16 protein-coding genes are annotated in these 20884 nt (G+C 74.4%); 6 read left to right on the top strand and 10 right to left on the bottom strand.

Annotation, left to right across the window (positions count from 1 at the left end; genetic code table 11):
* On the bottom strand, nucleotides 1–795 hold the full coding sequence (locus AC2TEW_RS26710; RefSeq protein WP_484625910.1) for a response regulator transcription factor: 795 nt from the start codon (nucleotides 793–795) through the stop codon (nucleotides 1–3).
* Between the two features lie 618 nt (nucleotides 796–1413).
* On the opposite strand from AC2TEW_RS26710, the gene AC2TEW_RS26705 reads away from it, so the two are divergent.
* The 5 genes from AC2TEW_RS26705 (at nucleotide 1414) to AC2TEW_RS26685 (ending at nucleotide 6615) form a co-directional block, all read left to right on the top strand.
* Nucleotides 1414–2187: an amino acid ABC transporter ATP-binding protein gene (locus AC2TEW_RS26705; RefSeq protein WP_484625909.1), complete on the top strand. Its 774-nt coding sequence runs from the start codon at nucleotides 1414–1416 to the stop codon at nucleotides 2185–2187.
* 131 nt (nucleotides 2188–2318) lie between these two features.
* On the top strand, nucleotides 2319–3221 hold the full coding sequence (locus tag AC2TEW_RS26700) for a glutamate ABC transporter substrate-binding protein (RefSeq protein ID WP_484625908.1): 903 nt from the start codon (nucleotides 2319–2321) through the stop codon (nucleotides 3219–3221).
* Between the two features lie 123 nt (nucleotides 3222–3344).
* The gene (locus AC2TEW_RS26695) at nucleotides 3345–3995 is read left to right on the top strand and encodes an amino acid ABC transporter permease (RefSeq protein WP_033819030.1); all 651 of its coding nucleotides are present in this window, start codon (nucleotides 3345–3347) and stop codon (nucleotides 3993–3995) included.
* Nucleotides 3992–4828, top strand: a complete 837-nt coding sequence (locus tag AC2TEW_RS26690; protein ID WP_484625907.1) for an amino acid ABC transporter permease — start codon at nucleotides 3992–3994, stop codon at nucleotides 4826–4828. The genes AC2TEW_RS26695 and AC2TEW_RS26690 overlap by 4 nt, the downstream gene beginning before the upstream one ends.
* Nucleotides 4829–4938: 110 nt before the next feature.
* The gene (locus tag AC2TEW_RS26685; protein ID WP_484625906.1) at nucleotides 4939–6615 is read left to right on the top strand and encodes an FAD-dependent monooxygenase; all 1677 of its coding nucleotides are present in this window, start codon (nucleotides 4939–4941) and stop codon (nucleotides 6613–6615) included.
* Between the two features lie 22 nt (nucleotides 6616–6637).
* Here AC2TEW_RS26685 and rny read toward each other — a convergent pair whose 3' ends face one another.
* The 7 genes from rny to AC2TEW_RS26650 all read right to left on the bottom strand — a co-directional run bounded on the left by rny (nucleotide 6638) and on the right by AC2TEW_RS26650 (nucleotide 14615).
* Nucleotides 6638–8032, bottom strand: coding sequence for a ribonuclease Y (gene rny, locus AC2TEW_RS26680; protein ID WP_484625905.1), 1395 nt, complete (start codon nucleotides 8030–8032; stop codon nucleotides 6638–6640).
* Nucleotides 8033–8259: 227 nt separating this feature from the next.
* On the bottom strand, nucleotides 8260–9264 hold the full coding sequence (locus tag AC2TEW_RS26675) for a regulatory protein RecX (RefSeq protein ID WP_484625904.1): 1005 nt from the start codon (nucleotides 9262–9264) through the stop codon (nucleotides 8260–8262).
* Nucleotides 9265–9268: 4 nt separating this feature from the next.
* A complete protein-coding gene (gene recA, locus AC2TEW_RS26670; protein ID WP_484625903.1) occupies nucleotides 9269–10375 on the bottom strand; it encodes a recombinase RecA in 1107 nt (368 codons plus the stop codon).
* A gap of 148 nt (nucleotides 10376–10523) precedes the next feature.
* Nucleotides 10524–11864, bottom strand: coding sequence for an AI-2E family transporter (locus AC2TEW_RS26665; RefSeq protein ID WP_484625902.1), 1341 nt, complete (start codon nucleotides 11862–11864; stop codon nucleotides 10524–10526).
* 157 nt (nucleotides 11865–12021) lie between these two features.
* A complete protein-coding gene (locus tag AC2TEW_RS26660) occupies nucleotides 12022–12216 on the bottom strand; it encodes a DUF3046 domain-containing protein (RefSeq protein WP_033819035.1) in 195 nt (64 codons plus the stop codon).
* Nucleotides 12217–12248: 32 nt separating this feature from the next.
* Entirely contained in the window at nucleotides 12249–12848 is a 600-nt protein-coding gene (locus AC2TEW_RS26655; protein ID WP_484625901.1) for a GNAT family N-acetyltransferase, read from the bottom strand.
* A 132-nt stretch (nucleotides 12849–12980) separates the two neighbouring features.
* Nucleotides 12981–14615: a S8 family peptidase gene (locus tag AC2TEW_RS26650; protein WP_484625900.1), complete on the bottom strand. Its 1635-nt coding sequence runs from the start codon at nucleotides 14613–14615 to the stop codon at nucleotides 12981–12983.
* A gap of 217 nt (nucleotides 14616–14832) precedes the next feature.
* Between AC2TEW_RS26650 and AC2TEW_RS26645 the strand changes: the two genes are divergently transcribed.
* On the top strand, nucleotides 14833–19536 hold the full coding sequence (locus AC2TEW_RS26645; RefSeq protein WP_484625899.1) for an ATP-dependent helicase: 4704 nt from the start codon (nucleotides 14833–14835) through the stop codon (nucleotides 19534–19536).
* Between the two features lie 343 nt (nucleotides 19537–19879).
* Here AC2TEW_RS26645 and AC2TEW_RS26640 read toward each other — a convergent pair whose 3' ends face one another.
* Both AC2TEW_RS26640 and AC2TEW_RS26635 read right to left on the bottom strand, forming a co-directional pair.
* The gene (locus tag AC2TEW_RS26640) at nucleotides 19880–20221 is read right to left on the bottom strand and encodes a hypothetical protein (protein ID WP_484625898.1); all 342 of its coding nucleotides are present in this window, start codon (nucleotides 20219–20221) and stop codon (nucleotides 19880–19882) included.
* Nucleotides 20222–20361: 140 nt separating this feature from the next.
* Entirely contained in the window at nucleotides 20362–20733 is a 372-nt protein-coding gene (locus AC2TEW_RS26635) for a helix-turn-helix domain-containing protein (protein ID WP_033819038.1), read from the bottom strand.
* Nucleotides 20734–20884 lie beyond the last annotated feature (151 nt).

Here is a 20884-nt window from a genome sequence, read left to right as displayed (position 1 = left end):
TCAGCGCTCCGCTTCGCCGCGCCCGGCGGTCCCGGCGTCGGTGTCGGTGTCGGTGTCGGTGGGTCCGGCCGGGGCGGGGCCGTCGGCCGGCTGCTCGGGGATCAGCCGGTAGCCGACCCCGCGGACGGCCTCCACCAGGCCGGGCAGGCCGAGCTTGGTGCGCAGCGAACCGATGTGCACCTCCAGGGTGCGGCCGTTGCCCTCCCAGCCGCTGCGCCAGACCTCGCTGAAGATCTGCTCGCGCCGGTAGACCACGCCCGGGCTCTGGGCGAGCAGCGCGAGCAGGTCGAACTCCTTGCGGGTGAGCGGCACGTCCCGGCCCTGCACGCTGACCCGGCGGCGCTCGCGGTCGATCACCACCCCGCGGGCCTCCAGCGGCCCGCGCGGGGCCGCCTCCTCCGTCCCGTCCGCCGGTGCGGACGCGGCGGCCACCCCGCGGCGGGCCACGGCGTGGATCCGGGCCAGCAGCTCGCCCATGTCGTAGGGCTTGGTGACGTAGTCGTCGGCGCCCAGGTTGAGGCCGTGGATGCGGGAGCGGATGTCGGCCCGGGCGGTCACCATGATCACCGGGACGCTGCTGGCGGCCCGGATCCGGCTGCACACCTCGAAGCCGTCCCGGTCGGGCAGGCCGAGGTCGAGCAGGACCACCCGGTAGGGGTCCTGGCCGTCGGGGACGAGGGCGTCCAGCGCCTCGTGCCCGCTGCGGGCGTGCCGGACCTGGAAGCCGTGCCGGCCCAGGACGGCGCTCAGCGCGGCGGCGACCCGGTCGTCGTCCTCGACCAGAAGCAGGCGCATCGCACTCCTCTCACTCGTTTCTCGCTCGTGTCCCGCTCGTGTCCCGCCCGTCTCCGAGGGGGCTGCTCTGTGCCTCGGTGTCCGACCGGTGTACCGCAGGTGTCCGGCCGGTCGCCCGCGGGTGGCTGCCGCGGGACCGCGGCCCGGCCTTCGCCGACCTGATCGCAGTATTCTCCGGCCCCGGTCCGCCATTGTCACGGTGGTCTCGGCCACGCTCCCGTTCCGGCGGTGATCCACCGGGGGTGGGAGCGTTCCCGCGACCGTCCCGGCGGGCCGCCGTCCCGCTCGCCCGCTCGTCCGCTCGCCCGGGCACCCGCGCACCCGCGCACCCCCACACCCGCTCACGCGGCCGAGCCGTCCGTCCCGTTCCCCGCCGACCGGCCGCGGATCCGCCGGTACGGCGGGTGTGGCCGGATCGTGATGCTCAAGTTCCGCTCAGATCAGCTGACATGGCATCGTCGGCTTTCCTATGGTCGCCCCACCGGGGGCCGCGGGCTCCGCCGGCTCCGGCCCCCGGTACCAGACGCCGACCGGCCGCACCGGGACCACCGTCCCGGCACCGGCGGCGCAGCCCAAGGGAGTTCACCCCTGGGACCGGACACGAGGGAGCAAGGCGCGATGACCGAGAAGACTGCCACCGACTCCGTCACCGGGCCGGCTCCCCTGGTGGTGCTGAGCGGCGTCGACAAGCACTTCGGCGCGCTGCACGTGCTCCAGGACATCAACCTGGAGATCGCCCGCGGCGAGGTCGTGGTGCTGATCGGCCCTTCCGGCTCCGGCAAGTCGACGCTCTGCCGGACCATCAACCGGCTGGAGACCATCGACGCGGGCACCGTGCTGATCGACGGCCGTCCGCTGCCCGCCGAGGGCAAGGCGCTCGCCGAACTCCGGGCCGAGGTCGGCATGGTGTTCCAGAGCTTCAACCTGTTCGCGCACAAGACCGTGCTGGAGAACGTCGTCCTCGGCCAGGTCAAGGTCCGCAAGGTCAAGCGCCCCGAGGCCGAGGCGACCGCCCGTGAGCTGCTGCAGCGGGTCGGCGTCGGCGCGCAGGCGGACAAGTACCCCGCGCAGCTGTCCGGCGGACAGCAGCAGCGGGTGGCGATCGCCCGCGCACTGGCCATGAAGCCCAAGGTGATGCTCTTCGACGAGCCCACCTCGGCCCTCGACCCGGAGATGGTCAACGAGGTGCTGGAGGTGATGCGTTCGCTCGCCGCCGAGGGCATGACGATGGTCGTGGTGACCCACGAGATGGGCTTCGCCCGCTCCGCCGCCAACCGGGTGCTGTTCATGGCCGACGGCCGCATCGTGGAGGAGAACACCCCGGAGGCGTTCTTCACCGCCCCCCGCACCGACCGGGCCAAGGACTTCCTGTCCAAGATCCTGCACCACTGAGTGGGCCACGTGATCTAGCGTCAGTGCCGACCCGGCACGGCGGACCGAAGGGGGATCGCCGTGCCCAACGGAACTCTCCCGACCCCAGCGCCCGGTTGACCCGTGGCCAGATCCCAGGAGTACGAACCCTCATGAGGACCCGTCGCACCATCGCCGTCGCCCTGTCCGTGCTGACCCTGACGGCCGTCGCCGCCTGCGGCAAGGAGGGCTCGCCGAACGACGACGCGGCCGGCAGCGCCAAGCCGCAGCTGCCGACGTACACCGTGAAGTCGGACGTCAAGCTGGACGCCTCGCCCGCGTGGACCAAGGCCAAGAAGGCCGGCAAGATCACCATCGGCGCCAAGTCCGACCAGCCGTTCCTCGGCTTCGAGGACGTCCAGACCGGCACCCGCAGCGGTTTCGACATCGAGATCGCCAAGATGATCGCCGCCGACCTGGGCTTCGCCGAGAACCAGATCACCTGGCAGACGGTGGCCTCCGCCAACCGCGAGGCCTCGATCTCCGGCGGCCAGGTCGACTTCTACGTCGGCACCTACAGCATCAACGACAAGCGCAAGGCGAGCGTCTCCTTCGCCGGTCCGTACTACATCGCCGGCCAGGACCTGCTGGTGCAGAAGGACAACACGTCCATCACCGGCCCGGAGAGCACCAAGGACAAGAACGTCTGCACGGTGACCGGCTCCACCTCGGTCGACCAGATCAAGAAGTACGGCGCCAAGGTCACCCAGTACGACTCGTACTCGCAGTGCGTGGACAAGCTCCTCACCGACGAGGTCGACGCGGTCACCACCGACGACTCGATCCTCAAGGGCTACGCCGCGAAGAACGCCGGCAAGCTCAAGGTGGTCGGCAAGACCTTCTCCACCGAGAACTACGGCGTCGGCCTCGGCAAGGACGACAAGGCGCTGCGCGACGCGATCAGCGACGCGCTGAAGGCCCACGAGGACAACGGCGACTGGAAGAAGGCCTACGACGCCACCCTCGGCCTCTCCGGCTCGGCCGCCCCGGCCGTCCCCGCGCTCGAGCGGTACTGATCCCGCCCCGGCTCCCCGACCCGGTGCCGGCCGGCGCCGGGTCGGGGAGCCGGGTCTTTCACGGGCCGGGCCCCACCGGCCACGCGCCACCACGTAACCACCAATGAGAGGAGGGCCGCCGGTATGGGTGTTCTGTTCGAGGACGGGAACCTCGCGCTGTTCCGCGACGGCTTCCTGCGCACGGTCGAGCTCAGCGCGGTCAGCGCGGTGCTCGCCCTGCTGCTCGGCATAGTCCTGGCGGCCTTCCGGGTGTCCCCGGTGCCGGCCCTGCGGGTGTTCGGCACCGTCTGGGTCAACATCTTCCGCAACACCCCGCTGACCCTGCTGTTCTTCGCGGTCACCTTCGGGCTCCCGCGGCTGGACGTGCACCTCGACTCCTTCACCTTCGCGGTGATCGCGCTCAGCGCGTACACCGGCAGCTTCGTCTGCGAGGTGCTGCGGGCCGGCATCAACACCGTGCCGCTCGGCCAGGCCGAGGCCGCCCGCAGCCTGGGCATGGGCTTCGGCCAGACGCTCGGCCTGGTGATCCTGCCGCAGGCGGTCCGCTCGGTGATGTCCCCGATGAGCTCGATCTTCATCGCCCTGCCGAGGAACTCCGCGGTGGCCGGCGCGTTCAGCGTCGCCGAGCTCTACAACTGGCAACAGACGATGACCGACAAGGGGTACGCCATCTTCGGGATCTTCTTCTGGGTGGCGCTGGCGTACCTGTGCATCAGCTTCTCCGTCCAGCAGCTGTTCAGCTTCGCCGAGAAGCGGATGGCGGTGGCCCGATGAGCGCCGGCTCCGCCTCCGTCCTGTACGACGCCCCCGGCCCGCGGGCCCGGCTGCGCTACCGCGTCTTCGGGGTGCTCTCGGTCGCCGGGATCGCCGCACTGCTCTGGTTCGCCTACTCCAGCCTGGCCGACGCCGGCCAGTTCTCGGCCGCGATGTGGTCGCCGTTCGAGTACGCCAGGGTCCAGCAGCGGATCGTCGACGGCATGCTGGAGACCCTGAAGGTCTTCGGTCTGTCCGCGCTGTTCTCGCTGGTCCTCGGCGCGCTGCTGGCGGCCGGGCGGCTCTCCGACCACCGGCCGGTGCGGGCCGTGGCCACCGCGGTCGTCCAGTTCTTCCGGGCGATGCCGCTGCTCATCATGATCTTCGCGCTGTACCGGGCGGTCTTCAGCGCCGATCCGTTCTGGGCCCTGGTGGTCGGCCTCAGCCTCTACAACGGGGCCGTCCAGGCGGAGATCATCCGCTCCGGCGTGAACGCCGTCCCGCGCGGGCAGGCCGAGGCCGCCTACGCGCTGGGCCTGCGCAAGACCTCGGTCATGATGACCATCCTGGTGCCGCAGGCCGTCCGCTCGATGCTGCCGGCCATCATCGGCCAGCTGGTGGTCACCCTCAAGGACACCTCGCTCGGCTACGTGATCACCTACAGCGAGCTGCTCTACGCCGGCAAGCTGATCGCCAGCAACACCTCCACCCCGGACGGCTACCCGTACATCCCGGTGGTCCTGGTGATCGGACCGATCTACATCGCGATGTGCCTGGCGCTGACCGCGCTGGCCAAGTGGATCGAGGCGCGCGGCCGTCGCGGCACGAACCGGCGCACACCTGCCGCTGCTTGACGCACACCCAGGTGATCTGTTGCATTGCTCTTCGTGACACCACCCGGAGCCTCCCCAGCCCTGAGCACCGAAGCCGGGCACCGTCGCGCCCGCCGCGCGGAGGTTTCGACGTGGACCCGGTGATCGTGGTCGGGGCCGGGCCGGTCGGCCTGGCCCTGGCCCTCGCCCTGGCCCGCAACGAGGTGCCCTCGATCGTGCTGGACGAGGGCGCCGGGCTGTGCCCGGAGAGCCCGCGCACCGTGGTGCTCGGCGGCGAGACCACCGCCTTCCTCGGCCGGATCGGCTACTCCCGGGCCGAGTCGGACGCCGCCCGCTGGGAGGCGTTCACCATCTGGCGCCGCCGCTCCGAGGTGCTCCGGCTGCCCTTGGACGACTCCCCGGTGCTGCACCTGGCCCAGCACCGCCTGCAGCGCGGCCTGCGGGACGCGGTCACCGCGACCCCGCTGATCCAGCTGGTACCGCACAGCCGGGTGGCCGAGCTGGAGCAGGACCGGGACGGCGTCAGCGTCCGCACCGAACACACCCAGGACGGCACCCGCACCTGGTGGCGCGGCAGCCACCTGGTCGGGTGCGACGGCGCACGCTCCACCGTCCGCCGGCTGCTCAAGATCCGCTTTCCGGGCCGGCCGGCCGTCGACCGGCACGCGGTGGCGACCGTCCGGGTCGACCTGCCGTTCGCCGGCGAGGCCCGGCTGCACCGCGAACCCCCGTGGCGCGGCGACCGCGAGGCCTGCGCCCGCCCGCTGCCGGACGGCCTGTGGCGGCTGGACTGGCGGCTGCCCCCGGGCCGCCCGCAGCCCAGCGAACCCGTAGACCCGCACGCCACCTGGCCCGGCATCGTCACCGGCGACACCCTGCTCGCCCGGGTCAAGGCCACCCTCACCGGCTGGTGCGGCGAACTGCCCCGCTACGAGCTGCTCGCCGCCGCCGACCACACCGCACAGCAGCGGCTGGCCGCCCGGTTCCGCTCCGGCCGCTGCTTCCTGGCCGGCGACGCCGCCCACCTGCACGGCGCCCTCGGCATGCAGAACCTGGCCGACGGGCTGCGCGACGCCGACAACCTCGCCTGGCGGCTCGCCCTGGCCTGGCACCTGCACTCCGGCGGCCCGCAGCCCGGCGGCTCCCTGCTGGACGGGTACGAGACCGAGCGCCGCGGCGCGGTCGGCGCACGGCTGCGCGCGGTCGACCAGACGATGCCGCTGCTGCGGCCGCTGCGCGGCTGGCAGCAGACCCGCCGCTCGCTGCTGACCGGGTCCTTCCGCAAGCACGCACCGCTGCTGGCGGACGGTCAGCTCGGCACCGGGCGGTTCGGCGGCGCGCCCGCGTACCCGGCGGCGCCCTCCGGCGTACCCGGGCGGGTACCGGTGCAGCGGGGGCCCGGGCGGGGCACCGCGCTCACCGAGAGCCTGCCCGCCACCGCGCCCGGGGTGCTGGTGCCGGACCTGCCGGTGGTGACCATGGAAGGCGCCCCCGACCAGCTCCGCGCGCGGCTCGGCGGCGGCTTCCTGCTGCTGCTGGTGGCGCCCGGGACGGCGGTCTGGGCGTCCCGGCACTGGCTGGGCGCGGGGCTGATGCCGCGGCTGGCGGAGGTCGCGACGGCGCTGCCGGTACCGGCCGAGGTGCTGGTCACCGAGCAGTACCCGGGGGCCGACCCGCACACCGTGCTGCTGATCCGGCCCGACGGGCACCTGGTCGGCACCACCCAGGGCTGCCGGGCCGAGGCGCTGCTGGCCCTGGCGGACGACGCGCGGGGCGGCCCGGGGGCACTGGCGGGCGCGGGGAGCTAAGGCCTGTCCGGGGCAGGCCGGTTCACCGGGCGAACTCCGTCGCCCGGCTCTCCCGCACCACCGTGATCCTGATCTGCCCCGGGTACGTCAGCTCCTCCCGGACCTGCCGGGCCACCTCCCGGGCGATCACCTGCGCGCGCAGGTCGTCCACCACCTCCGGCTGGACCATCACCCGCACCTCGCGCCCCGCCTGCATCGCGAACACCTTGGACACCCCGTCGTGGCCGCGGGCGATCTCCTCCAGCCGCTCCAGCCGCCGCACGTAGGTCTCCACCGACTCCCGCCGCGCCCCCGGCCGCCCGCCCGAGCAGGCGTCGGCCGCCTGCACCAGCACCGCCTCGACCGTTCCGGGGTCGACCTCGCCGTGGTGCGCCTCGATGGCGTGCACCACCTCCGGCGGCTCCCCGTGCCGTCGCGCGAACTCCGCGCCGACCGCCGCGTGGCTGCCCGCCACCTCGTGGCTGAGTGCCTTCCCGATGTCGTGCAGCAGCGCCGCGCGCCGTACCAGGCCCTCGTGCACGCCCAGTTCGGCGGCCATCAGCCCGGCCAGGTGGGCGGACTCGACCAGGTGCCCGAGGACGTTCTGCCCGTAGGAGGTCCGGTAGTGCAGCGTGCCGAGCGCCCGGACCAGCTCCGGGGCCATGTCGCCGATCCGGACGGCCAGCAGCGCGTCCTCACCGGCCCGCACGCACAGCCGCTCGATCTCGGTCCGGCTGCGCTCGTGGACCTCCTCGATCCGGGCCGGCTGGATCCGGCCGTCCCCGACCAGGGTCTCCAGGGTCAGCCGCGCGGCCTCCCGCCGGACCGGGTCGAAGCAGGAGAGCTGCACCACGCCCGGGGTGTCGTCGACGAGCAGGTTGACGCCGGTGACCGTCTCGAAGGCGCGGATGTTGCGCCCTTCGCGGCCGATGATCCGGCCCTTCATGTCCTCGTTCGGCAGCCGGAAGACCGTGGTCACCGACTCGGCGGTCTGCTCCACGGCCATCCGCTGGACGGAGGTCGCGATGATCTCCCGGGCCCGCAGCTCGCCTTCCGCCCGGGCCTGCCGCTCCAGCTCCCGGACGGTCACCGCGGCCTCGTGCCGGGCCTCGTCCTCGATCTCGTGGACCAGTTCCGCCCTGGCCTGGCGCGCCGTCAGCCCGGCTATCCGCTCGAGCGCCTGCCGGTGGCCGGTGTCGAGTTCCCGCAGCTCGGCCTGGGCGACGACCAGTTCGGCCGAGCGCGCGGCGAGCTCGTCCTCCTGCTGGTGCAGGCGCCGCAACTCGGCGGCCAGCCGCTCCTCCCGCCGGTCCAGCTCCGCACGGCGCTGGCGCAGCATCAGCCAGCCGGCCGTCAGGACCAGGCAGAGCGCCGCCGCGAGCACCAGGCCGGTCACCAGCATGACGGGCCCCGAACCGGCATCAGTCGCGATCGTCATCCGAGTTACTCCCCCGTCCCTGCGCACACTCTGCCGTGGCGGCGGTGAGGGAGCCGACCGGGGACCGCCCGGGGCGGACGACTGCACGGAACCGACTCCGGCCGATGGCACGGCCCGGCGCACCGACGGGATGGTCGGAGTGATCCCTCACTGCTTGCGAGGCTAGGCGCAGGTTACGAAACGGTCAAGATGCGATCGAGAGTTGACTTCGGTGATCTGAGGTGACGTCACCACGCCCCGGGGTGATCACCACTGTCGTCGTCGTCCTCACCGGCCCGACCTGCACCACCGGCCCCGCCCTCGTCGGCCAGCGCCGCCAGCACCACCCGGAACGCCAGCCCCTCCGGGTAACCCCGCCGAGCGAGCATCGCGACCAGGCGACGGATCCTGGCCTGCCGGTCCAGCCCCCGGGTGGCCCGCAGCTTGCGGTCGACCAGCGCCCGGGCGGAGTCGGTCTCGTCCTCGGCCTCCACCTGCGCAACCGCCTGCTCGACCAGTTCCCCGGCCACCCCCTTGGTACGGAGTTCCTGGGCAAGCGCTCGCCGGCCGCGGCGGTCCTGCCGGGACTCGACCCAGGCGTTCGCGAACGCGCCGTCGTCGATCAGCCCGACCTCCTCGAAACGGTCGAGCACCTGCTCGGCGATCTCCTCGGGGATCTCCTTGCGGCGCAGCGCGTCCCCGAGCTGCTTGCGGGTCTTCGCCGCCCCGGTCAGCAGCCGCAGGCAGATGTCCCGCGCCCGGGTCTCCGGGTCGACCGACTCGGCCTCGGACGTCCCCGCCGACCGCCCCCGCTCGCGCCGGCCACCGTGCCCGTCGTGCTCGTCACGCTCGTCGTCCTGGTCCCGCTCGCGCCGGCCGGACCTGCCTCCCGGACGCCCCGACCGGCCACGGCGCCTCGCCGGGCCGCCGCCGGCGTCGGGCCCGTCCGCGTCCGCGGACGTCCGGGGCCGCACGCCGGCCGGCCCGTCCGGCGCCCCGTCGGCCGACTCCTCCTGCAGAGCGCTGCGCCGACGCCGACGCCCGCCCGGCAGCTGCGAGGCGGGCACCAGCTCCGAAAGATCCAGCTCCGGCGCGGCCTCGCCGCCCGCCACCGGCCGCTCCCCCGACCGGGCGGCGGATCGGGGCTTCGCCGGGGGCGCGGGCTCCGCGACGGCCGCGAACCAGTCGGGCGGTCCCCAGTCACCGGGCTCCTCGGAGCGGCCCGGTGACTGGTCCTCGGGGTGGTACGTCAACGGCTCAGGCCTTGGCCGCCGCCGTCTTCTTCGCCGCGGCCTTGGCCGGCGCGGCGGCGGGGGCGGCCTCGGCAGCGGCCGGCGCACCACCCTCGGCGTCTGCGGGGGTCTCGGTCTTCGGACCGATGCCCAGCTTGCCCTTGATCTTGGCCTCGATCTCGTCGGCGAGCTGCGGGTTGTCCCGCAGGAAGTTGCGGGCGTTCTCCTTGCCCTGGCCCAGCTGGTCGCCCTCGTAGGTGTACCAGGCTCCGGACTTGCGGATGAAGCCGTGCTCCACGCCCATGTCGATCAGGCCGCCCTCGCGGCTGATGCCGACGCCGTAGAGGATGTCGAACTCGGCCTGCTTGAACGGCGAGGCGACCTTGTTCTTGACCACCTTGACGCGGGTGCGGTTACCGACCGCCTCGGTGCCGTCCTTCAGCGTCTCGATCCGGCGGATGTCCAGCCGGACCGAGGCGTAGAACTTCAGCGCGCGGCCACCGGTCGTGGTCTCCGGCGAACCGAACATCACGCCGATCTTCTCGCGCAGCTGGTTGATGAAGACGGCGGTGGTGTTCGACTGGTTGAGCGCACCGGCGATCTTGCGCAGCGCCTGGCTCATCAGCCGGGCCTGCAGACCGACGTGCGAGTCGCCCATCTCGCCCTCGATCTCGGCCCGCGGCACGAGCGCCGCGACCGAGTCGATGATCACCAGGTCGATCGCGCCGGAGCGGATCAGCATGTCGGTGATCTCCAGCGCCTGCTCACCGGTGTCCGGCTGGCTGACCAGCAGGGCGTCGGTGTCCACGCCCAGCTTGCGCGCGTACTCCGGGTCGAGCGCGTGCTCGGCGTCGACGAACGCCACGGTGCCGCCGAGCCGCTGGGCGTTGGCGGCCAGGTGCAGGGTCAGGGTGGTCTTGCCGGAGGACTCCGGGCCGTAGATCTCGACCACCCGGCCGCGCGGGATGCCGCCGACGCCGAGCGCGACGTCCAGCGCGGTGGATCCGGTCGGGATCACATCGATCGGCGTGCGGGCCTGGTCGCCGAGGCGCATCACCGAGCCCTTGCCGAACTGCCGCTCGATCTGGGCGAGCGCGGTCTCAAGAGCCTTCTCGCGGTCCGTTGCTGCCATGGCTTCCACCCTCGGGTTCTGTGCTGTGCGCTTCATCGTCCTCGACGCTAGCGCGTCCCACCGACAATCGGCCCCGATCGGGCTCCGCCTGTGGAAAACTCGTCACGCCCGAGTATAGGGAACACCTGTTCGATTGCCGCGTCCCGCCCTACCCCTCCCCGCCACGCACCCCCCGACCTGCGGATTCACCCGGCAACCCGGGACCGTCCCCGCCCGCCGGCCCCTCCGCCTCCGGGGCCCCGACCATCCGCCGCAGCCGCCGGGCGGCCAGCCGGCGGCGCTCGCGCCACGCCGTGCCGCGGTCGATCCGCGGATCGGTGGTCACCTCGTACCTGCGCACGTAGGTGCCGACGAAGCCCTGCAGGGTCGCGGCGGCCGGGATGGCGATCAGTGCGCCGACCGCGCCCAGCAGCGCCGCACCCGCGATCACCGAGCCGAACGCGACGGCGGGGTGCACGTCCACCGTCCGCGCGGTGATCCTGGGGTGCAGCAGGTAGTTCTCGACCTGCTGGTAGACGATCACGAAGGCCAGCACCCAGAGCGCGTCCGACGGCTGCACGGTCAGCGCCACCAGCACCGGCAGCGCACCCGCGATGTAGGTGCCGATGGTCGGCACGAACTGCGACATCACACCGACCCAGACTCCCAGCGCCACCGCGTACGGCAGACCCAGGACCTCGAACATGATCCAGTGCGCGACCGTCGACACCAGCGCCAGCAGCGCCCGCGAGTACAGGTAGCCGCCGGTCTTCGCGAGCGCGATCTCCCAGGCCCGCAGCACCTCGCCCTGCTTGTCGGGCGGCAGCAGCGAACAGACCGTCCGGCGCACCCGGGGGCCGTCGGCGGTGAAGTAGAAGGTGAACAGCCCGACCGTGAAGGCCTGGAACAGCCCGCCGATCACGGTGCTGGAGACGCCCCAGGCGTTGTCGGCGGCCTGCTGGGCGTACTTCTCGATGGTGCCGGAGTCCTGCAGCACCTGGTGCTGGAGCTGGTCCAGCGACAGGTTCTGGTGGAAGGTCCGGTTGATCCACTCGATCAGGTTGTCGAGCAGGTGCGGCAGCCGGCCCGCGACCTGGGTGACCTGGTCCACCAGCAGGGTGCCGAGTGCGGCCAGGAAGCCCGCCACGGCGACCGCCAGGCCGATGAAGACCAGGAAGGTCCCGAGCCCCCGCCGCACCCCGCGGGCCGCCATCCGGTCCACGGCGGGTTCCATCGCGAGCGACAGGAAGAACGACACCAGCAGCATCACGAACAGGTCGATCAGCTGGTGAAAGGCCCAGTCGGCCAGTTTGAACAGCCCGGTCAGCACCAGCGCCAGCACCATCGCCCGCGGCAGCCACCTGGGCATCGCCCCGCCGGTCAGCCTGGTGCGGCCGTCGGACGTCCGGGGCACCGCGGACCGGCGCGCGGGGGCGGGATCCGGGTCCTGTTGGCTCTGCTGGGTCTGCTGGGTCTGCTGGGTCTGCTGGGTCTCCGAGCTGCTCACCACCGGGCCAGTCTCACCCATCAACCGGGAGAAACCGGACGGATCGCTCACCCCGGGTGCGTCGCCCGGCGGAGCCGCGGAGCGGCCGAGCGGCCGAGCCGCGGAGCGGCCGAGCGGCCGAGCCGCGGAGCGGCCGAGCGGCCGAGCGGCCGAGCGGCCGTCAGCGCAGCAGCGCCGACACCCCCTGGGTCCGGCAGACGACCTTCCAGACGTCCTTGGCCTCCCAGCCGTCCGCCAGCGCCTGCCGGACGGTCCGCCCGCCGAGCTCGCTCATCAGGTGGTCCTGTGCGAACGACTCGGCGTAGGCCTCACCGAAGTGCTCGTACATCCGTCGCCAGAACTCCGTCAGCCTCATGGCCCCAGTATCCCAAACCGGCCACCGCCCGGTCAGGGCCGCCAGTCGGCGCGCTCCAGCGCGTACTCGACCTCACCGTGTTCGGCCCCCTCGACGGGCTCGTCCCAGTCCTCGTGGAAGGTCCGCACCAGCCGCAGACCGGCCTTCTCCATGACCCGGCGCGAGCCCTGGTTGACGGCCATGGTGACGGCGTGGACACGCGCCACGCCGAGTGCGGTGAATCCCTGCCGGACCAGCGCCCGCGCACCCTCGGTCGCGTACCCCCGCCCCCACGCCGCCCGCCGCAGGCGGTACCCGAGTTCGACGTCCCAGCCCCGGCCCCGGCCCCGGTGCCCGTCCTGGCTCCCGTCCGGGCCCGGAGCCGGGTCCAGCCGGAACTCGAACCAGCCGAGGAACTCCCCGTCGGCGCGAGCGGTCGCGGCCCAGTGCCCGAAGGCGGGGTTGCGCCGGTACGTGTCGAGGTAGCCCGGCAGCACCTCCCGCTCCACCACCTCGCGCGGAACGGGCCGGCCGCCGGTGAGGTACCGCATCACGGCGGGGTCGGAGTTCAGCTCCGTCAGCAGGTCGACGTCGGCCGCGGCACCGGTGAAAGGGCGCAGCAGCAGCCGATCGGTCATCAGGTACGTGGACACCGCCCGATCCTGCCCCACCGGGCCCGGCCCCCGCCCCCCGTTTTCCGCCCGGCCCGAGGCCGGTCCCGCGCCGGTCCGTACCGGCCCGTCCGTACCGGTCCGTCCGTACCGGTCCTCGCCGGTCCTCGCCGGTCAGTCCGGCAGCACCAGCACCCCGGCGCCGTAGTACTCCCGGTACGCCGGGTCCGCGCAGACGGCGGCCGCCCGCTCGCACCCGGCCGCCGCCGCGGCCATCAGCTGGTCGGCGACCTCGGTCGGGCCCCACTCGGGGTGGACGGCGGCGGTGACGGCGACCGCGCCGGTGACGTGGGCGGCCGACATCGAGGTCCCGGCCAGGGCCGCGTACTGCCCGCCGGGCCAGTCGGAGACAACCGCGCTCTGCGCGCTGCCGTCCGGGTCGCCGCCGGGGGCCGCGATCGAGATCCGGCCGCGCCCGTAGTTGGAGTAGCCGGCCGGCAGGCCGCGGCGGTCGACGGCGCTCACCGTCAGGACGCCGGGGAGTTCACCGGGCAGCCGGATGCACTCGGTGCCGAGCAGCCGGTCCTGGCCGGGGCCGGACAGCCGGTCGTTGGGGCTGCGCCGGTCGGGGCGGGACGAGCCGAGGTCCTGGCCGTCGTTGCCGGCCGAGGCGACCACCACGGCGCCCTGCTTCTGGGCGTAGGCCACCGCCCGTCCGACGGCGGCGATCAGCGCCGCCTGGTCGGCGTCCTCGGGGCAGTTGTACTTCCACGGGTCGGCGAAGTAACTGTCGTTGACGGCCTTCGCGCCATGGTCTGCGGACCACAGCATGCCGCAGACGATGTTCTCCGCGTAGTACTGGCCGAGCGGCCCGAGCAGCCGCACCGCGGCGATCCGCACGCCGGGGGCGACGCCGGTCACACCGTGCCCGTCGCGGGCCGCGCCGACGATGCCGGCCACGTGGGTGCCGTGCCCGCTCTCGGTCACCCCGGGGTCGGGCCGCCAGGCGCCGAACCGGGCGTCGGGCCGGCCGTCGGCGCAGGAGGCGGAGGCCTCCGGGTCGACCGCGGCGCGCAGGTCGGGGTGGGTGTCGTCGACGCCGGAGTCGAGCACCGCGACCAGGACGCCGTGCAGGGTCTGCGGCGAGGGCAGCGGCGCCGCACCGGCGGTCCGGGCGGCCACCGGGGCCAGCCCGGGTGAGCGCAGCAGGGTGGCGAAGCGGGCCGGGGCCTCGGTGGCGCCGATCATGCCGAGGTTCCAGTCGCTCTGTTCGGCCGGGTCCGGAACGGTCGCCGTCGAGTCGTCGGTCGAGTCGTCGCTCGAGTCACCGGCCGGGTGCTGGGCCGTCCCCCGGGCCGGTCCGACGGCGGCGGCCGGGGCAAGGGCGGGCGCTGGGGCGGGCGGGTGGACGCTGTCCGAGGCGGGCCGGAAGTCGCCGGTGCCGTCGAGCGGCCGGGGCGGGCCCGGCACAGCCGCCGTCCGGGTGGCGCCGACGGCGGCTATGCCCGGCCGGCCGCGCAGGCGTTCGGCGAACTGGCCGGTGGCGTAGGCGAGCACCGCGCCGATCTGCGGGTAGTCCTGGACCACCTGGCCGCCGGCCGCCGCGGCCTGTTCGGCGGCGAGTTCGGCGCCCTCGGCGTCCTGCCGGTCGGCGAGCACCAGGTAGCTGAGGTAGCCGTGGCCCGAGCCCGAGACGTACGGCACGGCGCCGCCGAGCAGCAGGGCGGTCAGCAGCATGGCCAGCAGGATCCGGGCCGGGCCGCGACGGTGCCGGGCGTGGTCCCCGCCGGCCGGGCTGACCTGCTCCATCGTGCGGCCTCCGCTCGTCGGGCCGGCCCGGGCGGTGATCGGACGGCCGGGCGGGACGTCTGGATCATCACCATATGAGCAGAATGTCCGACTCGCCCTCCTGGACTGCGCCGCCCGGCGCGCCCGGCACCCGCCCGCGACCCCGCGCCCGTCCAGGACCCGCCGCGCACCGCCCGGCCGGGCGCCGGCTGTCAGTGGGGGCAGGCACCATGGGGGCATGGCGCCCCACGACGACACCGAGGCCCCGCAGGACGGACCGCCGGGCCCGGGCGGACCGCCCGACCCGCTGGCCGGCTTCGCCGCGCCCACCCGCGCCTGGTTCACCGGTGCCTTCGACGCGCCCACCGAGGCCCAGACCCGCGCCTGGGCCGCCATCCAGCAGCAGACCGACGTCCTGGTGGTCGCGCCGACCGGCTCCGGCAAGACGCTGGCGGCGTTCCTGTCCGCCCTCGACCGGCTCAGCAGCACCCCGCCCCCGGCCGATCCCAGACGACGCTGCCGGGTGCTCTACATCTCGCCGCTCAAGGCCCTCGCGGTCGACGTCGAGCGCAATCTGCGCGGCCCGCTGGCCGGACTGCGCCAGGCCGCGGTCCGGCTCGGCCTGCCCGAGCCGGAGGTCGAGGTGGCGATCCGCTCCGGCGACACCCCTGCTGCGGACCGTCGCCGCTTCGCCACCCACCCGCCGGACATCCTCATCACCACCCCGGAGTCGCTGTTCCTGCTGCTCACCAGCGCCGCCCGGGACGCGCTGCGCGGCATCGACACGGTGATCCTGGACGAGGTGCACGCCGTCGCCGGCACCAAGCGCGGCGCCCATCTGGCCCTCACCCTGGAGCGGCTGGACGAACTGCTGGACCACCCGGCCCGCCGGATCGGCCTGTCGGCCACCGTCCGCCCGGTCGAGGAGGTGGCCCGCTTCCTCAGCCCGCAGCGCGGCGCGGTGGTCGTCCAGCCGCCCTCCGCCAAGGTGTTCGACCTCTCCGTGGTGGTCCCGGTCGCCGACCTGGACGAACTGCCCGCCCCCGCCGAGGACCCGGCCCGCGCCGGCGCCCTGCCCGGCCAGGGCGGCGCCTCGATCTGGCCGCACGTCGAGGAGCGGATCGTCGACCTGGTCCAGGCCCACCGCTCCACCATCGTCTTCGCCAACTCCCGCCGCCTCGCCGAACGCCTGTGCAACCGTCTGAACGAGATCGCCGTCGAGCGCGCCACCGGCACCGCCCTGCCCCCCGCGCACGCCCCCGCCCAGCTCATGGGCGGCTCCGGCGCGGCCGCCGGCGCACCACCGGTGCTCGCCCGGGCGCACCACGGCTCGGTCTCCAAGGAGCAGCGCGCCCTGGTCGAGGAGGAGCTGAAGGCCGGCCGGCTGCCCGCCGTGGTCGCCACCTCCAGCCTGGAGCTGGGCATCGACATGGGCGCGGTCGAGCTGGTGGTCCAGGTCGAGTCGCCGCCCTCGGTCGCCTCCGGCCTGCAGCGGGTCGGCCGGGCCGGCCACCAGGTCGGCGCCGTCTCCACCGGCGTGTTCTTCCCGAAGTACCGCGGTGACCTGGTCCAGTCCGCCGTGGTCACCGAGCGGATGCGGGACGGCCGGATCGAGGCGCTGCGGATCCCCCGCAACCCGCTCGACGTCCTGGCCCAGCAGCTGGTCGCGATCACCGCCCTGGACACCTGGGACGTCGACGAGCTGCTGACCGTGGTCCGCCGGGCCGCCCCGTTCGCCACCCTCCCGCAGTCCGCCTTCGACGCCGTCCTGGACATGCTCGCCGGCCGCTACCCGTCCGACGCCTTCGCCGAGCTGCGGCCCCGCCTGGTCTGGGACCGGGTGGCCGGCACGGTCACCGGCCGGCCCGGCGCCCAGCGGCTCGCCGTCACCTCCGGCGGCACCATCCCCGACCGCGGCCTGTTCGGCGTCTTCATCGTCGGCACCGACCCCAAGAAGGGCGGCGGCCGGGTCGGGGAGCTCGACGAGGAGATGGTCTACGAGTCCCGGGTGGGCGACGTGTTCACCCTGGGCACCACCTCCTGGCGGATCGAGGAGATCACCCACGACAAGGTGCTGGTCTCCCCCGCACCGGGGATCCCGGGGCGGCTGCCGTTCTGGAAGGGCGACACCCTCGGCCGCCCGCTGGAGCTCGGCCGCGCCCTCGGCGCGTTCGTCCGCGAACTCGGCGGTCTGGAGCCGGCCGCCGCCACCGCGCGGCTCAGGTCCGCCGGCCTCGACGACTGGGCGGCGGGCAACCTGCTCACCTACCTCGCCGAGCAGCGCGCCGCCTGCGGCCACCTGCCCGACGACCGCACCATCGTGGTCGAGCGCTTCCGGGACGAGCTCGGCGACTGGCGGATCGTCATCCACTCCCCCTTCGGCGCCCAGGTGCACGCCCCGTGGGCGCTGGCGATCGGCGCCCGGCTGCGCGAGAAGCACGGCCTCGACCCGCAGGTGATGCACGCCGACGACGGCATCGTCCTGCGCCTGCCCGACGCCGACCTGCTCGACTTCCCCGTCGACCGGCCCGCCACGGACCGGCCGCCCGCCGACGACGCCCCGGTCGGCGCCGACGCCGCGCTCTTCGACCGCACCGAGATCGAGCAGATCGTCACCGACCAGGTCGGCGGCTCGGCCCTGTTCGCCTCCCGCTTCCGCGAGTGCGCCGGCCGCGCCCTGCTGCTCCCGCGCCGCAGTCCCGGCCGCCGCACCCCGCTGTGGCAGCAGCGCCAGCGCGCCTCCCAGCTGCTGGAGGTGGCCGGCGAGTACGGCTCCTTCCCGATCGTGCTGGAGGCCGTCCGCGAGTGCCTCCAGGACGTCTTCGACGTGCCGGGCCTGGTCGAGCTGATGGGCGATCTGGAGTCCCGCGCGGTACGCCTGGTCGAGGTCACCACACCGGAGCCGTCACCCTTCGCCCGCTCCCTGCTGTTCGGCTACGTCGCCCAGTTCCTGTACGAGGGCGACTCCCCGCTCGCCGAGCGCCGCGCCGCCGCCCTGTCGCTGGACTCCCGGCTGCTGTCCGAACTGCTCGGCCAGGCCGAGCTGCGGGAGCTGCTGGACCCGGCCGTCCTGGCCGAGCTGGAGGCCGAACTCCAGCGGCTCACCCCCGAACGCCGGATCAAGGACGCGGAGGGCGTCGCCGACGCGCTGCGGCTGCTCGGCCCGCTGAGCGAGGCCGAGCTGACCGCCCGGGGCGCCGAACCGCTGTGGGCGCTGGAGCTGGAGGCCGCCCGCCGGGTGATCCAGGTCCGGGTCGGCGGCGAGCAGCGCTGGGCCGCGATCGAGGACGCCGGACGGCTGCGGGACGCCCTCGGCACCCCGCTGCCGGTCGGCGTCCCCGAGGCGTTCACCGAGCCGGTCAAGGACCCGCTCGGCGACCTGCTGGCCCGCTACGCGCGCACCCACGGCCCGTTCACCGCCGCCGAGGCGGCCGCCCGGTTCGGGCTCGGCACCGCCGTGGTGACCGGCACCCTGCACCGGCTGACCGCCGCCGGCCGGCTGGTCCAGGGCGAGTTCCGGCCCGTCGAGGGGCACACCGCGACCGTCGAGTGGTGCGACGCCGAGGTGCTGCGCCGGCTGCGCCGCCGGTCACTGGCCGCCCTGCGCCAGGAGGTCGAGCCGGTCCCGCCGCGGGCACTGGCGGCGTTCCTGCCGCAGTGGCAGCACCTGGCGGGCCACCGCCTGCGCGGCCCCGACGGCCTGCTGCGGGTGGTCGAGCAGCTGCAGGGCACGGCCCTGCCCGCCTCCGCGGTGGAGAAGCTGATCCTGCCGGCCCGGCTCGCCGACTACACCCCCGGGATGCTCGACGAGCTGATGGCGGCCGGCGAGATCGGCTGGTCCGGCGCCGGCGCCCTGCCGGGCAAGGACGGCTGGATCGGCCTGCACCTGCCCGAGGACGCCCACCTGATCCGCCCCGAGCCCGTCCAGCCGGCGCTGACGCCCGTCCACACCACCCTGCTGGAGGCGCTGGCCGGTGGCTACGGCCTGTTCTTCCGCCAGCTGGCGGCGCTCACCCCGGACACCCCGGAGGCCGAGCTCACCGAAGCCCTCTGGGACCTGGTCTGGGCCGGCTACGTCACCAACGACACCCTCGCCCCGCTGCGCGCCCTGCTCGGCTCCGGCCGCACCGCCGGGTCGACGGCGCACCGGGCGCCCAGGGCCACCCCGCGCGGCCGCTACGGCGGCGCCGGACGGGCCCTGAACCGCCCGGGCACGCTGCGTTCGGGCCCGCCGACCGTCGTCGGCCGCTGGTCGCTGCTGCCCGCGTACGACGCCGAGCCGACCGCCCGGGCCGCTGCCCAGGCCCAGAACCTGCTGGACCGCCACGGCCTGCTCACCCGGGGCGCGGTGGCCGCCGAGCGGGTGCCGGGCGGCTTCGCCGGGGTCTACCGGGTGCTGTCGGCGTTCGAGGAACGCGGCCGGGCCCGCCGGGGGTACTTCGTGGAGGGCCTGGGCGGCGCCCAGTTCGCGATGGACGGCGCCGCCGACCGGCTGCGGTCGGTCAACGGGCGGCTGGAGCGGGCCGGCTCCGAGGGGTGGACGGCGGCCGCCACGGCGGAGCCGCCGCAGATCCTGGTGCTGGCGGCGGCGGACCCGGCCAACGCGTACGGCGCCGCGCTGCCCTGGCCCGAGCCGCCGGCGGCGCCCGGCCCGGCGAAGGCGGTGCCCGCGCACCGGCCGGGCCGCAAGGCGGGCGCCCTGGTGGTGCTGGTCGACGGCGAGCTGTCGCTGTACGTGGAGCGCGGCGGCAAGTCGCTGCTCGCCTGGGGCGAGGTGGGGCCCGCCACCGCCGCGCTGGCGGAGGCCGTCCGCCGGGGCGCGCTGGGCAGCGTCACGGTCGAGCGGGCCAACGGCGAGAGCGCGCTGACCTCACCGCTGGGCCGGCTCCTGGAGGAGGCGGGCTTCCACCCGACCCCGCGCGGCTACCGCCTGCGCGGCTGAACCGCCCGGGCGGCGCCGGGGCGCACGCGCCGGACTCGCGGGGACATACCCGCGCAAGTCCGGCGCACGGCCGGACGGGATGCGGGCACGGTCACCTCGCCGCCGGACGCGGCGTGAGCACTGGGAGAGCGTCACCACCCCGGCGGGCCCGCTCGGACGCACTCCGCCCCCGCTCCGGGGCGCCACCAGCGGGGCCCGACCACGGCCCGAGCGCGGGCCGAGCAGGGGCCGAGCAGGGGCCGAGCAGGGGCCGAGGATTCCGGGCACGACACGAGCGCGGAACGAGCTCCGCACGAGCCCGGCCCGAGGTCCGTACGAGGGAACGGGCCCGGCGAGGATCCGGTCAGGGCAGGGAGACGTCCTCGGCCGTCGAGCGGGCCGGATCGGCCGGCGCCGGATCGGCCCGACCGGCACCGGTCGGAGCTGCACCGGCCGGAGCAGCATCCGGGGTATCGCCGGGCGGGCGCCGTCGCGGGCCGGTGAGCAGTCGGTTGCTGTGCACGGGGACCAGGCCGAGGCCCCAGCCGCCGGCCAGCATGCCGAGCGCGGCACCGCCGAGCCCGGCCGCACCGCCGGTCAGCAGCAGCCACAGCGCCGCGGCGGTCACCAGCAGCAGAACGGCACCCAGGCCGTCGGGCCGCCCGGCCAGCGACCTGAGCAGCGCCTTCACGCCGGCTGCGGACACGTGCCCGGCCCGCCACGCACGGTACGAGGACCCGCGCTGCGAGGACCCACTCTGCGAGAACCAACGGTCCGACCAGGTACGGCGCACTACCGGTCTCCTTCGCTCGGCCCCGCGCAAGGCGCGGGGAGGGCGAGACCGGGTCAGGCCGCGACCACGTCCATGGCGGCAGCCTTGGACGACATGGTTCCGGCCCGGTCGACCCCGGGAGCCGGCAGCGACACCGGTTCGAGGACCGGCCTCAGCAGATCACCCTCCGAGAGGGTGGCCATCGCCGCAAGTTCGGCGAGCGACAGCTCGTCGCTGACCTCGCGCATGACCTCGGACATCCGGACGTCGAGCGCGTCGCAGATGGCGGAGAGCAGCTCGGACGAGGCCTCCTTCTGCCCCCGCTCCACCTCGGAGAGGTAGCCGAGCGAAACCCTGGCAGCTGCCGACACCTCGCGGAGTGTGCGGCCCTGGCGCTGGCGCTGCCGACGCAGCACATCGCCCAGCAGGCGACGGAGCAGGATCATCGGTGCCTCCCTCCTCGGACTGCGAATCGAGATGTCACGCCCCCACCGTACCGCCTTGTCCGCATCGCGTGCGGGGACCATGGTCGTGTTCACTCTGGGCTGCAAGGCTGCCCCCTCCCCTGTCTGTTCCCCGCAAGGACCCCGGTAGGAC

Source organism: Kitasatospora sp. NEAU-CNBT7 (assembly GCF_057220535.1).
The sequence above is the reverse complement of the archived record's forward strand: the minus strand, read 5'-3'. Positions and strand labels throughout refer to the sequence as shown.